Annotated in this window: 14 protein-coding genes and 1 pseudogene; 8 read left to right on the forward strand and 7 right to left on the reverse strand. The window is 57.7% G+C overall.

Annotated elements, in window-relative coordinates; all coding sequences use genetic code 11:
• Positions 1–249: 249 nt before the first annotated feature.
• The 3 genes and pseudogenes from AAF659_RS02595 to AAF659_RS02605 all read left to right on the forward strand — a co-directional run bounded on the left by AAF659_RS02595 (position 250) and on the right by AAF659_RS02605 (position 2337).
• Positions 250–1158 carry a DMT family transporter gene (locus AAF659_RS02595; protein WP_349750133.1) on the forward strand — a complete coding sequence of 303 codons (909 nt, stop codon included), beginning with the start codon at positions 250–252 and terminating at the stop codon, positions 1156–1158.
• A gap of 298 nt (positions 1159–1456) precedes the next feature.
• Positions 1457–1570: pseudogene (locus AAF659_RS02600) on the forward strand (YkvA family protein); the annotation flags it as partial.
• Positions 1571–1659: 89 nt separating this feature from the next.
• Positions 1660–2337 (forward strand): SOS response-associated peptidase, encoded by a 678-nt coding sequence (locus AAF659_RS02605; RefSeq protein ID WP_349750134.1) that lies wholly within the window; start codon positions 1660–1662, stop codon positions 2335–2337.
• A gap of 490 nt (positions 2338–2827) precedes the next feature.
• Here the strand turns inward: AAF659_RS02605 and AAF659_RS02610 are convergent, their stop codons facing one another.
• Genes AAF659_RS02610 through ubiG form a run of 3 tightly spaced genes read right to left on the reverse strand, consistent with a single transcriptional unit; the run spans position 2828 to position 4076 of the window.
• Positions 2828–2977, reverse strand: coding sequence for a hypothetical protein (locus AAF659_RS02610; protein WP_349750758.1), 150 nt, complete (start codon positions 2975–2977; stop codon positions 2828–2830).
• Complete coding sequence (locus AAF659_RS02615) at positions 2974–3375, reverse strand: DUF4149 domain-containing protein (RefSeq protein ID WP_349750135.1); 402 nt, start codon at positions 3373–3375, stop codon at positions 2974–2976. The genes AAF659_RS02610 and AAF659_RS02615 overlap by 4 nt, the downstream gene beginning before the upstream one ends.
• The gene (gene ubiG / locus AAF659_RS02620; protein ID WP_349750136.1) at positions 3372–4076 is read right to left on the reverse strand and encodes a bifunctional 2-polyprenyl-6-hydroxyphenol methylase/3-demethylubiquinol 3-O-methyltransferase UbiG; all 705 of its coding nucleotides are present in this window, start codon (positions 4074–4076) and stop codon (positions 3372–3374) included. The genes AAF659_RS02615 and ubiG overlap by 4 nt, the downstream gene beginning before the upstream one ends.
• 548 nt (positions 4077–4624) lie before the next feature.
• Here ubiG and AAF659_RS02625 point away from each other — a divergent pair.
• On the forward strand, positions 4625–6298 hold the full coding sequence (locus AAF659_RS02625) for an aminotransferase class III-fold pyridoxal phosphate-dependent enzyme (RefSeq protein WP_349750137.1): 1674 nt from the start codon (positions 4625–4627) through the stop codon (positions 6296–6298).
• Positions 6299–6327: 29 nt separating this feature from the next.
• Here AAF659_RS02625 and AAF659_RS02630 read toward each other — a convergent pair whose 3' ends face one another.
• On the reverse strand, positions 6328–6972 hold the full coding sequence (locus AAF659_RS02630; RefSeq protein WP_349750138.1) for a hypothetical protein: 645 nt from the start codon (positions 6970–6972) through the stop codon (positions 6328–6330).
• Positions 6973–7046: 74 nt separating this feature from the next.
• A complete protein-coding gene (asd, locus tag AAF659_RS02635; RefSeq protein ID WP_349750139.1) occupies positions 7047–7925 on the reverse strand; it encodes an archaetidylserine decarboxylase in 879 nt (292 codons plus the stop codon).
• A 139-nt stretch (positions 7926–8064) separates the two neighbouring features.
• On the opposite strand from asd, the gene AAF659_RS02640 reads away from it, so the two are divergent.
• The 4 genes from AAF659_RS02640 (at position 8065) to AAF659_RS02655 (ending at position 11235) form a co-directional block, all read left to right on the forward strand.
• Positions 8065–8601 (forward strand): methyltransferase, encoded by a 537-nt coding sequence (locus AAF659_RS02640; RefSeq protein ID WP_349750140.1) that lies wholly within the window; start codon positions 8065–8067, stop codon positions 8599–8601.
• A gap of 80 nt (positions 8602–8681) precedes the next feature.
• On the forward strand, positions 8682–9410 hold the full coding sequence (locus AAF659_RS02645; RefSeq protein ID WP_349750141.1) for an HAD family hydrolase: 729 nt from the start codon (positions 8682–8684) through the stop codon (positions 9408–9410).
• Between the two features lie 102 nt (positions 9411–9512).
• Entirely contained in the window at positions 9513–10022 is a 510-nt protein-coding gene (locus AAF659_RS02650; protein WP_349750142.1) for an MOSC domain-containing protein, read from the forward strand.
• Positions 10023–10203: 181 nt separating this feature from the next.
• Positions 10204–11235 (forward strand): GGDEF domain-containing protein, encoded by a 1032-nt coding sequence (locus AAF659_RS02655; RefSeq protein WP_349750143.1) that lies wholly within the window; start codon positions 10204–10206, stop codon positions 11233–11235.
• 18 nt (positions 11236–11253) lie between these two features.
• Here the strand turns inward: AAF659_RS02655 and AAF659_RS02660 are convergent, their stop codons facing one another.
• Together AAF659_RS02660 and AAF659_RS02665 are read right to left on the reverse strand one after the other, a co-directional pair.
• Positions 11254–11658 (reverse strand): DUF2721 domain-containing protein, encoded by a 405-nt coding sequence (locus AAF659_RS02660; RefSeq protein WP_349750144.1) that lies wholly within the window; start codon positions 11656–11658, stop codon positions 11254–11256.
• A 126-nt stretch (positions 11659–11784) separates the two neighbouring features.
• Entirely contained in the window at positions 11785–13419 is a 1635-nt protein-coding gene (locus AAF659_RS02665) for an NADP-dependent glyceraldehyde-3-phosphate dehydrogenase (RefSeq protein WP_349750145.1), read from the reverse strand.
• Positions 13420–13421: the final 2 nt, after the last annotated feature.

Here is a 13421-nt window from a genome sequence, read left to right on the forward strand (position 1 = left end):
GGGTGTTGAGCCACCCTGGGGATGAGATTGTCTCCACTGTTACCATTCGATGCTTCAGCATGCCCCCGCCCGGCTTGCCCTCGCGTCGCTGCAGCCCTTGCGGGCGAGGATCACCTGGTCGCCGTGCTCGGTCAAGCGCTCCTATGTGCCTTCTGTAAGTATAAAAGGCATGATCAACGCACTCATCAAGTTGTGTGGTGGTTTGGAGTTCATTTAATGTTATGCGGTTCCAATCCAAGGTGAGCAAATATGAAGGAAGCCCGGCTGGGAGGCATCATCGTGGCGCTGGTGGGGTGTCTCTGGGGCATGTACTGGTTCCCCCTGCGCCAGATCAATGACATCGTGCCGCTTGGGTCCTGGGCCACAGTCAGTGCGCTATTCGCTGCCTGTGTGCTGCTCAGTCCCTGGGTGATCCGCTCGCGCCGGCGCATCCGGTCCGCAGGCCTGGGCACGCTCATGGCTACTGGGGCCGGGGGCGGTTCCTTGGTCCTGTATTCAAACGGGCTTCTTTACGGTCAGGTCGCTGTGGTCATCCTTCTCTTTTATCTGACGCCGATCTGGAGCACCCTGATTGGCAGGGTCTGTTTCGGGTGGCCGATCACCCCATGGCGCCTGAGGGCCATTGCATTGGGTCTGCTCGGGATCGCGCTGGTCATGGGCCCGTCCAACGGCGGCATTCCCGTGCCCAGGGGCATCGGTGACTGGATGGCGTTATTGTCCGGCATTGTATGGGCGATCTCGTCAACGGGCATCCGGACCCAGCCGGGGCTGAACCCTGTGGAATCCAATTTCGTGTTTTGCGCTGGTGGGCTTGTCACCGCGGTGCTTCTGGCATTGGTCCTCGATGGCACGGCGCTGCCTGATGTCAGTCCTGGAGATCTCGCCAGAGTGGCAGCTGGCTCCCTGGTCCTTGGTGGGGTCTGGTGGGCTGTGGCGCTGACCGCCTTCCTCTGGAGTGCCCAGCGCATGGAGCCGGCACGCGTGGGAATCCTGCTCATGGGAGAAGTGGTGGTGGGTATGGTTTCTGCGGTTGTCCTCGCCGGGGAGCACCTGGGCACCTGGATGGCGGTGGGCGCCGTGATGGTGCTGGCAGCGGCGGTTATCGAGACCTGGCCCCGCGAAGCAACGGCTCACACGGCTACGGAGACGCCGCCTTGATCCGGTCCTGGGGCACGCATGCAAGTTACTCCCGACGGTTTGGTAGGGTAGCCTCAGCATCCATCCCTGAGGGAGAACAGTGAACATGTCAGACCGCAGGATTTCAGAGGACAAGGCACGGGCAGAGCTTGAGAAGCGATCCCGGACAGTCGGCTCGGGCGACGTTGAAAAGGTCCTCGCCGAGAAGGAAGAGATCGAAAGCAAGTCCCGGCAAGGGCCGCTGAGCCGGTTCCTGGACGAGATCAAGCTGATGGTTGCCATGATCCAAGATTACTGGAACGGTGATTACCGGGAAGTGCCCTGGATGACGATCGCGGCGGTGGTTGCCGCCCTCATCTACGTCATCACGCCCATTGACCTGATCCCGGACTTCATCCCCGGCATTGGCCTTGTTGATGACGCGGCGGTGGTGGCCGCCTGTCTTAACCTCATCCAGTCGGACTTTGAGGCCTACAAGCGCTGGAAAAGCGGCAACTGAGCGATACGTTTTGAGGAGCCAGCATGTGCGGCCGCTTTGATCGCCACACGCCCATACCCTGGGTGGCCGGGGCCTATTTCGGAATCACTGAACCGGTGGAATCGGGCTCAGCGCGCTACAACATAGCCCCGGGTACCTCAATCAGCACGGTGCGCCAGGAGGATGAAGACGTTGAGTTCCCCCTGATGCAGTGGGGCTTCCGGCCAAGCTGGGCCGGCGATGAGGCGCCCAGGCCGATCAATGCCCGGGCGGAACGAGTGGCCACGAGCCGCTTTTTCAGCCACGCCTTCCAGCACAAACGTTGTCTCATCCCCGCCGACGGCTGGTTCGAGTGGCTGACCACCGCCCACGGCAAGCAACCCTACTACATCACGGACCCTTCCCAGAGGGACCAGGACGTCCTGTTCTTCGCCGGGATCTACTCAGGTAACGCCGTGGCGGGCTTGTCAGTAGCCATCCTCACCGAACCCGCTGCGCCCAATCTGCGCCCTATCCATAATCGCCAGCCGGTGGTTCTGGACCCCGCGTCCCGGTACGACTGGCTGGACCCAGGGATTGTGGAACGGACAGAGATCAAGCGGGTGACCCGGCGCCTGGACCCCGAACGGCTCGACAGCTGGCCCGTAACCCCGCGGATGAACCGGCCAGATTATGAGGATCCAGCGATCATTGAGCCAGTAGATGGTAAGTTGGACGCCTGAGCGTTATACCGCAGTAGACGCACTCGCCATGCCTTTCCACGATGCACATTTTGGCGGGTTTTTTCGTATTGCATCCACTGCATCACGCCACGGAGCCCGAATGAACACGGAAAACCACTCCGAGATTGCCTCCTTCATCTGGTCCACCTCAGTGATCAACCAGAAGCGCGATTCGGTTGCTTTGCCAAGCGCAGTCTTAGGGGGCATTCCGTGAGCATGGGTGACCATTGGGGAACTGTCGTTTTCGCATTGTAATCAGGTTCGGCATTGGGTGGGGTCCACCAGCTTTGGCGGCCAAGTGACATGTTTCCCTTTTCCACTTGGTTGGCGTTATTGGTAGCCGCATTGCTGTCTTGGGTATGATGCGGTTTGGGTCTCTTCATGCCTCCAGCAGGAACGCACTCTGCGTGACAAAGGTCACGAGCCGGTGTTACAGGTGATCTGCCATTCTCTCTAGCGCCCCTGAGCAACCAAGGCCGGAGGCCCGGCTTCACCGGACGATGGAGGCCTTGCTGGAGCGGGGCGCCGCCATGGCCCAGCCAACGACTCGGCGGCTGAATACATTCAGAATGATGGTCAGGTACAGAAACCCAGCCCCAGTCCGGATGTAGGTGATATCGCCCAGAATGGGCAAGCTCATGTCCCGCCCGTGAACCGGATCAGGACCCAGCCGGCGAGCGCAATATGTGCCAATGTGATCATTACCGACAGGCCGTGCAGCCACTTGAATCGCGCCTGGGCGCCACTGTCGGTAGCGCGGTTGATGGCGGGCATGAGGACCTGGCGTGTAGGCAGCGTGGTCAGGGTCACAGTCGCCAGAACGCCGGCGCCCAAAGGATCGGACGGCCAGAGCAGGGCGGCTGCCAGCGCCGCGCAGCCCATCACGAAGAGATAGAAATGCGGGAAGGCGCGGCGAATCGTGGCGCCAGCCGTCTCAGCAGGCAGAGCGGTGAACAGGAAGGCGGCGAAGCCGAAGGAATACAGCACCATGCCCCCAAAAAGGAGGGCTGTCACGAGCAGGGCTGCAGCGGATATCATATGGCCTCCGGTTTGCGGGCGATGCCCATGTAGAGGATGGTCTTGAAGGGAAGGCGCCCGAAGGTCGGATCGCCCCTCCGAGTGATGCCGCGCGGACCGAGGCCGGTCATGGGCCCTGGCACCAGGCCGGCGCGCATCATGGCGCCGCGCAGCTCGGCGGGTTTGATGTAGAGGGCTGGATCGTGAGTGCCCCGCGGCAGCAGGCGCAGGGTGTCCTCGGCCATGGTGATGGTGGCCAGCCGCGCCAAGGGGTTGCGGTTAATTGTGTCGAAGAGAAGCAGGCCCCCGGGGCGCAGCACTCGGGCCACTTCGGTCAGCACTTTTTCAAGGTCGCCGACATGCTCCAGAACGTCCACACAGACCACTGCGTCAAAACTCTCATCGGCGTGGGGCAGCGCCTCGCCCACGCCTACATCGTAGGCGATGTCATGCCCTGACGCGCGGGCATGGGCACGGGCGGCGGCGATGGCCTGCGCGGCGGGATCGATGCCGGTCACCCTTGCGCCGCGGTTGGCCAGCGCCTCGGCCATAAAACCGCCGGCACAGCCGAGATCCAGCACCTGCTTGTCCGCCCAGTCGATGTGGCGGTCGAACCAGGACAGCCGCCCAGGCACAAGGTTTTTGAGCGTGCGCACCCAGCGGATGTCGTCGGACCACCAATGGTCGGCGACGTCGTCGTAGATGGTCAGGTCATTGCGCATCGCGGCCCCCGGTATTCAGATCGTATCCCCCGATCCATCGGCGGAGAAACGCCGATGGTCATCCAGGATCTGGAACCCGACTTTTCCAGCTTCCACTGGTAGACCATCGTGATGAACGTTAGGAGGCATTAAGGGCCCTTTCAACCCAAATGAGATGTATCGATAGGCAAAAAATAGATCAGTAGCCCCACGTTCTTTGGCGTATCAGAAACGGAAACGCTTCATACTTTCGGAAGCGGCCAATGGCTTCGCGCTCTGGAAGACGCTCCTTTGAGTCCTTGCTTACCGCATAAGCAATCCATTCGCAGTAGCTGTCCCGGAATTCGACGGTTGAATAGCCATGGAGCCTGGAGTTGAAGAACCGTATGTGAGGGTTGGTAACGCGTACCCTCTTGACCTGCGAGGCGCTCGGCACTTGCGCCGGTTGAGGTCCGTCATCGCTGTTGCCTCCGTTTGATTAGGGTGTCGTGAACGGCGGCTGTCACATCCTCCTAACAAACAACCGGCAAACTGAATGCTGTCATTTCCATTGAAAAGTGGTGCATATTATGGCGAGCATTTACACGCTGGCAGTACTTACGATCCTGTTGGGATTTTTTCTGCTCTATCGCGCCTACTGGCGGCTTGAACTGTCCAGAGCCAAGCACCCTTCGCTTCAGGGGCACTCAAAAATAGCCAGAAGGGTTGCCCGGTTGGTGCCATTCTACGAGCTCAGTGGTGAGGCGTTTTTTGACTGTGACGGCGCGCCGGAGCCCATTGCGGCGCGTCGGCGCCAAGCGTTTTATGCGCTCAGTGCCAGGCTTGATTCCAGGGCATCCCAGTCCGGGCAATTGACGTCGTCGCTCGAAAAGCACTTATCCGACACTCATTTCATCAACAGCTATCGCGTCCCATTCCAGTTTCGGACAGCCGTTCGCAAGCATCTTACGCCGGGAATGGTTGCGGATACTTCTTCTGGTACTCAGATAAGGGACCTGGATGGGGACTGGCACTACGATCTATCCGGCTCCTACGGGGTTAATCTGTTCGGCTATGATTTCTATAAGAGCTGCATGGACGAGGGTATTGAGCGTGTCCGGGATCTCGGGCCCGTGCTCGGCGTTTATCACCCGCTGGTGCTGGATAACGTGACACGGATCAAGGCGATTTCCGGTCTGGGCGAGGTGTCATTCCATATGTCCGGAACCGAGGCTGTCATGCAGGCGACCCGACTGGCTCGCTATCACACCCGGCGCTCGCATCTTGTGCGTTTCTGCGGCGCCTATCACGGCTGGTGGGATGGCGTTCAACCCGGAATCGGGACTCAGCGGGCGGTCAACGATGTCTACACCCTGAAAGACATGGACCAGCAATCCCTGCGCGTACTCAGAACCCGCAATGACATTGCCTGTGTGCTTGTCAGTCCGTTGCAGGCCCTTCACCCCAACAGCGGCGCTCCTGGTGATGCGACCCTGGTCACTAGCAGTCGCCACTGTGCCTTCGACGCGGATCGCTATGGAGACTGGCTGCGGCGTCTGAGGGAGGTCTGTACCCAACGCGGAATTGTGCTCATTTTTGATGAGGTATTCTCCGGATTCCGGATCGCCTACGGGGGCGCCCAGGAGTACTTTGGCGTTCAGGCGGACATGGTTACCTACGGCAAGACGCTCGGCGGCGGACTGCCGGTTGGCGTGCTCTGCGGGCGGCACGATCTGATGAAACGCTTCCGGGATGATAAGCCGACTGATGTCTGCTTCGCCCGTGGCACCTTTAATGCCCATCCTTATGTAATGGCGGCCATGAATGTCTTCCTGGAGCGGATTCAGGATCCGTCCATCCGTTACGGTTACAACGATATGCGGACTAAATGGGACCGGCGTGCGCGCCAGCTGAATGAGGCCCTGGAATCAGGACAGTTACCGGTTCGAATCGTGAACCTGGCCTCAATATGGAGCGTCATTTACACGCGGCCGAGCCGTTACAACTGGATGTTCCAGTTCTACCTGCGTGCTGAGGGGCTTCACCTATCCTGGACCGGTACCGGTCGCCTTATCTTCAGCCACAACTACACGGACGAGGACTTCGACGCCGTCCAGCGCCGCTTTCTGGCAGCGGCGAAGGCCATGGAGGCGGATGGTTGGTGGTGGCATGATGGCACCCTGACCAACAGGCGGATCAGGAAACAGATTCTGCGGGAAATGCTTTGCTGTTGGCTGCCAGGCAGGGGGCGAGCGATAGCCTAACCCCCTGCCGGCGAGGGATTGATGCCGGATCAGTAATGGGCGTTTTCCGCCTCAGTACGCTCGGATTGAGGCGGATCAAGATCGTCCATGGGATCGATCAGCTGGCCACGCATAAGGTAGAACGGCGAACGGTAGTACATCCGGATGTCGTTGAGCGGATCGGTGATGATCTTCAGAAGCCAGATCAGCCCCGTGGTCACATCGCGGATGAAGAAGAGCTGAAACGTACGGAAAAGCAGTGCCGCCATGCCCAGGGCAATCCAGATCAGGGACAAGTTGTAGAGATAGCCGTTCCAACTGGTCTGGGCTTGCACGAGCCCGAAGAAACCGGGGGTCATCCATAGGATTACAGGTGAAAGACCCCAGATCGAAAGCAGCACGACCTTGCGCTTGAGGTTGTAACCGACTTTGATCTGCTCCTTGTACGAGTGCGACACCCGATTGACGTTGTCATAGTCATGGGGCTCGAAAAAGAAATGGCCGATCTGGCGTGTCACCATGGCGACGCCCCATCCCATGAACGCCGAGATCATCGGGTTCACGGCCAGGTAGAAATAGGCAGTCAGGAAACTGAGGGCGCTGACCAGGTGCAGTGACTGGTTGATGCGGCTCTGGTGGTAGTAGCGGTGGTCGTCCCACCGTTGTTCTTCAAGTTCCTTCAGTATATTGATCATGGTCACTCCCGGTAGTTGTGGGTATTGCGCCCCGATTGTCCACCAGGAGTCGTGATAGTTTGTTGACAGCTGCTTTACCGAATCAGTAGCGGCTCGCCCATACGAATCGTTTGCCCTTGCTCCAGTGCGGGATTGAGTTCCAGTTCCGGGCCGGTGATGACGATGATGGTAGAGCCCTGTTCGAAGTAACCCATTTCCTCGCCACGATGATAGTGGGTATCGCAGGTAATCCGGTTGGTGCCCTTATAAAGCAGGTTGAGAGGTTGCTCCAGCGCATGCAGGCGGATGCTGGCGACCAGGATGGCGGCGACGGGCACCAGTAGAATGTGCGTTGCTCTGACGTCTGGTTCTTCAGGAGGCAGGTCAAGCTCAAGAATGGCTCTTTCATTGCGGCAGAACAGCTTCTCCACTCGCTTGAGCGCAACTGGATTGACGTTCCAGGTATCTCCAGAAATGTAGCGCACCTGCTGCAGGTGGCACTTATCCGGCGCATGGAAGCGATGGTACATGCTGGCTGTGATCCGCAGCGTCACAAATGAGCCGTCCCGATAGCGCTCGGCGAGGGTCGTATCGCCCAGTAGCTCACCAAGGTCGTAAGGGTAACCCTTGGCCTGAAAGATCTCGGTTTGATTGATTCGTCCCATCGCGCCGAGGACCCCATCACAGGGGCTGATCAGGGTTGCCGCGTCGTTATGCACTGGACGAGCGCCGGGACGAAGGGCCCGGATAAAGCAGTCATGCATACTCTGGAAATCGGTTTTCTGCGCTTGCTCCAGATGCAGGTCGCCCGCGAAGAGTTGCCAGATGCCAATGGAGGCCCGCCGGATCCATGGTTGTTGGATACGGCTGAAGCGACCCATCAACAGGGTTGCCCAGCGTCTGGGAATGCGGTTGGTCAGCAGGAAATTAAGACGTTCCCAGTGGCTGAGTCGGTGCAGAGCCGTTTTTAGCATTACGGGCGTTCCTCCTTGGTTGGCAGCGCTGCGATAAGGATGAGACAGCCGTGTGAAGCCTTTGTTAAGGGTGCGGTCAAAAAAACGTAACGTCCTTGAGGGAGTATTAGGCAGGTCGTTCATAACCGGAGCCCGATACATGCTCGTCACCCTCCTGCTGGTCAGTGCGGTTCTGCTCAGTTTTGAGCGCATTACCTACTTTCTGGTTTCCCGCTACCCGAATTACTGGTGCCGACTGTGCTTGCGGTCGCCGCTGGCATCCTTCGGTGGTCCTGTGGATGTTCTGAATGGACTTTTCTATGGCTTCAAGTTCATCCAGGCAGCGGTGTTTCTTTACTGGTGGGGATTCTATGGTGATACTTGGCTGCCACTTCCGACAGCAGAAGGTATTGGTCTGGTTTTGGGGGGAGGACTGATTGCTGTTGGCATCCTGCTCAACTCGCTTGTCTTCTCCAAACTGGGCCGCACCGGTGTGTTCTATGGTGCTCAGATGGGGTATGACGTTCCCTGGATCCGCGGTTTTCCGTTTTCAGTCTTGCGTCACCCCCAATACCTGGGCGCGTTGGTCTGCATCTGGGGGCTTTTTGTGGTAATGCGTTTCCCCAATGATGACTGGTTCTATCTACCGCTTCTTGAAACCGCCTTATACGCTTGGGGGGCTTACAACGAACCCTGACAGGCGATGGTATTGCTGCGTTCCATCAGGTTCTTGGTTTCACTATAGGGACCGAATCAGCGTACACTTGCGATTGTTGGATGCTTAAGAGAGACGCTGAAGTGACCGTTTTAAGCCTGGATCTGGATGAGACGCTGTGGCAGATGGAGGGAGTGATTGAGCAGGCCGAGCGGGCTATGCATGCGCACCTGTGGACGAACCATCCCGCTGTAGCCACTGCGTATCCACCAGAGCGGATGCGGCAACTGAGCACGAACATCGCCGCCACCAATCCCAGCCTGAAACACAATGTGACCGCTCTACGTCTTCGCACCCTGGAGCATGCCGTGCTTGAGACAGGGGCACCGCGAGCTCTTGCTGATGAAGCGTTCGCCGTCTTCATGGAGGCACGCCATCATGTGCGGCTTTACCCCGATGCAATCCCGCTTCTGGAGTTGCTTCACAAACGCCTTCCCCTGGTCGCTCTGACCAATGGAAATGCCGATGTTCAACGGCTTGGTATGGGACATTATTTTGCGGCGTCTTGTTCTGCTGCGGACGTGGGCGCTGCCAAGCCGGATCGTTCCATATTTGAAGCTGCCGCTGACCGCGCTGGGATCAGCCTACATAACCTGATCCATGTCGGCGACGACCCATTAACCGATGTAGCCGGTGCTGCCCAGCATGGCCTGCGTGCGGTATGGCTTAATCGCTCCGGATCTCCCTGGCCGGAGCACGCGCCCTGGGTGACTCATGACGAGATAACGAGTCTGGATGAACTGCCCGGGGTTCTAACACGTCTGCAGCCTGATCTGGCCCGCCTTGAGTAAATTAGAGAAGACTTTGTGGCGTTCAGCGACCCTGTGGGCGGTGATCGAGCGGTCTTTTTAATCCTTTGAGATCGTTTTGTAACGGCATAGTGAGATCCCATAATGTCCAATTCGGAATCACTCGCAACACTTCTTGATACCCTGCCGCAGGTGGGCGAAGTTTGCTGGCTCGGTATCCGCCCGGCCAGAGGCGAGTCCATGGAAAAGCTGGAACGGGTAAGGGTCTTTCAGGGCAGTGGCCTTGAAGGGGACCGTTATAACGGTCGGGCAACCAGCCGCAGGCAGGTGACGTTGATTCAGCAGGAGCATCTGCCGGTGATCGCCTCCTGTGCTGGCCATAAGAGTGTGGAAGCAGCGGCTGTGCGGCGCAATATTCTGGTATCCGGAATTAACCTTCTGGCCCTCAAAGGGAAGACGTTTCGTGTGGGGGAGGCACTTTTGGAATACACCGGGCCTTGTGATCCCTGCAGCAAAATGGAGGCGTTGCTGGGACCTGGCGGTTACAACGCCATGCGCGGCCATGGCGGGATTACAGCTCGGGTTCTGGAAGAGGGTGAGATAGCGATTGGAGACTCGGTATGGCAGGGAGCGGGTCACGGTTTAGCGCCCTGAGCAATCTGCAGGGTGGTTAAGTGGACTGAGCAGAGAATGGTGCTATGGTTTCACAGCCCAGCAAGCCGATTCCGTATAATTATTTTCGAAATGTTACAAATCTGATGGGCAGCGTTTTCGCTTTGGGTCTAGTTTTTTTCCGTTAGGTGCGAGAACTAGCTTCTTGGTTTAGGCGAAAATCATGTCTGTCACAGAAAAACGACCTCAATTCTGGAAGGCTCTCAAGCGCAGTTGTCAGATTGCGGGATCGGTTGACGTTGGGTTCTTCTTTATTTTCCACCTCCTGAGTTCCCCCATCCTGGCCTGGGTCAACGTGGTCAGTGTTACCATGTACGGGGTGGCTTACCGGGCGATCGGCAGAAAACAGAATGGTCTGGCGATCTCGCTGATCTGGCTGGAAGTCATTGTCCACGCTGGGCTCGGTACCGTTCTCATCGGCTGGGACAGTGGTTTTCACTATTACCTGTTGATTTTCATTCCCGCTGTTTTCGTCAGCATGGGGTTTTCAGCCGCATTAGTGGCCCTGGCCGGGCTGTGGACCTACTATGTCGGGCTCTATCTTTTGATGTGGTTCACGCAGCCCCTTCAACCCATTGCGGCCGGTGCGCTTCTGGGCGTTTATCTGTTCAATCTGAGCGTGGTGTTCGCCATGTTTGGGTACCTGTCGTTTTTCTATCTTAAAACGGTAACGAAGGCGAGCCGGAAGCTTCGACAAATGGCGACGACGGATCCGCTGACGGGGCTGCTTAATCGCCGGCATATGACGTATCTCGTGGAAAAAGAGCTGGCGCGGTTTCGGAGAAACGGCCGCCCGATGGCGTTCCTGCTGTTCGATATTGACTATTTCAAGGAGGTCAATGATCAATACGGTCACGAAACCGGCGACCGCATTCTGGAGGATGTTGCTCGAATCATTAAGAATCAGGTACGTGCCGAGGACCTGATCGCCCGATGGGGTGGGGAAGAGTTTCTGGTAGTGCTCCCTGGCACCCGGTTACAGAGTGCCCGGATCAGCGCGGAGCGGATCCGGGAAGCGTTGATGGCGCACAAGTGGCAGGGGGCCAATGGGCAGCGGATCGAGATCACCACGAGTGCTGGCGTCAGCGAATGCTGTGCGAATGACGACCTGAATTCCAGTATCAACAGAGCGGATCGCGCACTGTATTGTAGCAAGGAGCATGGACGGAATCGCGTGGAACAGGAAGCCGTTTAGGATTCTGCTCTTTACCCTTCACGTCAGTCTGGATCTGTGCTTTCGCTCGAAATCCTCGAGTTCCACATTGATGGCATTGGTGGAGATTACGATTTCCCACAGGGAGAACAGCAGCGACAGTGACAGTAGAATCAGACTGCCTCCAAAACTGATCATGCCGAACGTTTCCCATTTCAAGAACAGGGCGAACATGGACACCGTGCAGACGAAGAAGCTCAAAACGCCGGTGGCCTGCATGCGTTTGGTCAGCACGATGCGCTGGCGAAGCATGCGAAGCTGTCGGGCAACCAGCGGGTAATCGTCTTCCGTTTCCATCTGTTTGAGTTGACGGATCAGTTGTGCCAGTACCAGGAAGCGATTGGTGTAGGCCAGAAGAAGCAGCGAGATAGCGGGGAAAAGCAGGGCGGGTGTGGAGACGGTCAAAAGCAATCCTAGTGGGGCGCTTGGGCGGCCGGGTTTATTGCACCGGCGCCAGGTCATTGTGGACGGACTCCGGGATTTGTTGAAAAATCGCCGCAGCCCCCACAATGAGTCTGCCTGGATAAGCCGTTAAAAGATGTAGTCGGTCGTTAGGACGCCAGATCGCCGCTCTCGCACAATACTGTTAACGAGATTGCGATTGTCTTCAGTGGATTTGGTGGCGACCGTGGTCCGGATGGAAAACACGCGCAGCGCGTCTGAAACCGATAGCGTGCCTTCTGCCGAGTCTTTGCGTCCGTTGAATGGCAGGGTATCGGGCCCCCTCTGACACTGGCCGTTAATATTGATCCTGCCCACCTGGTTAGCCAGCACATCAATCAAAGGCCCCATGGTGTCAGCATTCTGACCAAACAGGCTCAGCTGCTGGCCAAAGTTGGACTGCCGCACATGCTCGATCACCTCGCTTTCATTACCGAAGACGCTGATCGGAATAACCGGACCGAACTGTTCCTCTGAACAGGCCCTCATATCCGATGTAGCCGGATAAAGAACGGCAGGGTGGAAATAGGTACCGTAAACCTGCGCTCCGCCGTCGTTAACCACGCGCGCACCTTTTGCCTGGGCGTCCTCGACGAGGGCCGTGAGATAGTCCGTTTTCCCCGGCTCGGGGAGTGGCGTCAGCTTGGTCGTTGGCTCCCAGGGCATGCCTGGCATGAGTTTGTTGACCTCGCTCACTACCTTATCAACAAAAGCCTCCGCCACGGATTCATGAACGTGCAGCAGCTTGAGAGCGGTACAGCGCTGGCCGTTGAACGATAACGCGCCTGCAACACATTCCTGTGCCGCCAGATCCAGGTCTGCGTCCGCCAGGACGATGCCCGGGTTCTTGGCGTCAAGCCCCAGAGCGGCCTTCAGGCGGTTGGGCTTCGGGTGCATCTGTTTAAGTGCCGCGGCGCCCTGGTGTGTACCGATGAAAGCGAACATATCAATGTCACCACTTTCCATCAGGGGCGGCATAGTGTCCCGTCCATTTCCGAAAATGATGTTGATAACACCGGCGGGGAAGCAGTTCTGGAAAGCCTCAAGCAGCGGGCCAACCAGCAATACGCCGTATTTGGCGGGCTTGAATATGACGGTGTTGCCCATGATGAGGGCGGGAATCAGCGTGGTGAATGTTTCATTCAGTGGGTAGTTGTAAGGGCCCATGCATAATGCAACACCCACCGGCAGCCGACGCGTCTGCGCTATAACGCCGCCGACCAGTTCGAACCTAGAAGAGCGACGATCAAGCCCCTTGAGCTCATCAATGGTGTTGCTGATGTAGTCGCAGGTTCTGTCAAACTCCTTGCAGGAATCTGTTTCGGTTTTTCCAATCTCCCACATGAGAAGCTCAACCACTTCATTTCGATGCGCCTGCATTTCATTGAGGAAGCGTTCAACATGCTCGATGCGTTCACTGACTGACAGCGTGGGCCAGACACCGCTGCCCTGGGCGTAGGCTTGTTTGGCCGCACGCAAAGCCTTGAGCGAGGCGTCGTGGTCCATCAACGGGGATTTTCCCATGCACAGTGGTTCCGGATCTGAAGACTGGCCTGTCTCAACACAGACTGGGCTCAGTACATCGGCGTAAGCCCCCTCCCACTTCTCCAGCTTCCCGTTGATCAGTGTGTGTGTGATTGAGGCACTTTGCTCGTCTTTAAACTTCGAGGGAATAGCGGCCTCAGTCGGGAAAAAATTGCTATCAAGCTTATAACTCGCTGACATAC

This window comes from Salicola sp. Rm-C-2C1-2, assembly GCF_040196175.1.
In the GTDB taxonomy this organism is placed as follows: Bacteria; Pseudomonadota; Gammaproteobacteria; order Pseudomonadales; family Oleiphilaceae; genus Halospina.

Bases quoted from the DNA above. Each gene is read 5' to 3' on its own strand.
- AAF659_RS02595 (WP_349750133.1), top strand. From the start codon at position 250: ATGAAGGAAGCCCGGCTGGGAGGCATCATCGTGGCGCTGGTGGGGTGT.
- AAF659_RS02605 (WP_349750134.1), top strand. From the start codon at position 1,660: ATGTGCGGCCGCTTTGATCGCCACACGCCCATACCCTGGGTGGCCGGG.
- AAF659_RS02610 (WP_349750758.1), bottom strand. From the start codon at position 2,977: ATGAGCTTGCCCATTCTGGGCGATATCACCTACATCCGGACTGGGGCT.
- AAF659_RS02615 (WP_349750135.1), bottom strand. From the start codon at position 3,375: ATGATATCCGCTGCAGCCCTGCTCGTGACAGCCCTCCTTTTTGGGGGC.
- ubiG (WP_349750136.1), bottom strand. From the start codon at position 4,076: ATGCGCAATGACCTGACCATCTACGACGACGTCGCCGACCATTGGTGG.
- AAF659_RS02625 (WP_349750137.1), top strand. From the start codon at position 4,625: ATGGCGAGCATTTACACGCTGGCAGTACTTACGATCCTGTTGGGATTT.
- AAF659_RS02630 (WP_349750138.1), bottom strand. From the start codon at position 6,972: ATGATCAATATACTGAAGGAACTTGAAGAACAACGGTGGGACGACCAC.
- asd (WP_349750139.1), bottom strand. From the start codon at position 7,925: ATGCTAAAAACGGCTCTGCACCGACTCAGCCACTGGGAACGTCTTAAT.
- AAF659_RS02640 (WP_349750140.1), top strand. From the start codon at position 8,065: ATGCTCGTCACCCTCCTGCTGGTCAGTGCGGTTCTGCTCAGTTTTGAG.
- AAF659_RS02645 (WP_349750141.1), top strand. From the start codon at position 8,682: ATGCTTAAGAGAGACGCTGAAGTGACCGTTTTAAGCCTGGATCTGGAT.
- AAF659_RS02650 (WP_349750142.1), top strand. From the start codon at position 9,513: ATGTCCAATTCGGAATCACTCGCAACACTTCTTGATACCCTGCCGCAG.
- AAF659_RS02655 (WP_349750143.1), top strand. From the start codon at position 10,204: ATGTCTGTCACAGAAAAACGACCTCAATTCTGGAAGGCTCTCAAGCGC.
- AAF659_RS02665 (WP_349750145.1), bottom strand. From the start codon at position 13,419: ATGTCAGCGAGTTATAAGCTTGATAGCAATTTTTTCCCGACTGAGGCC.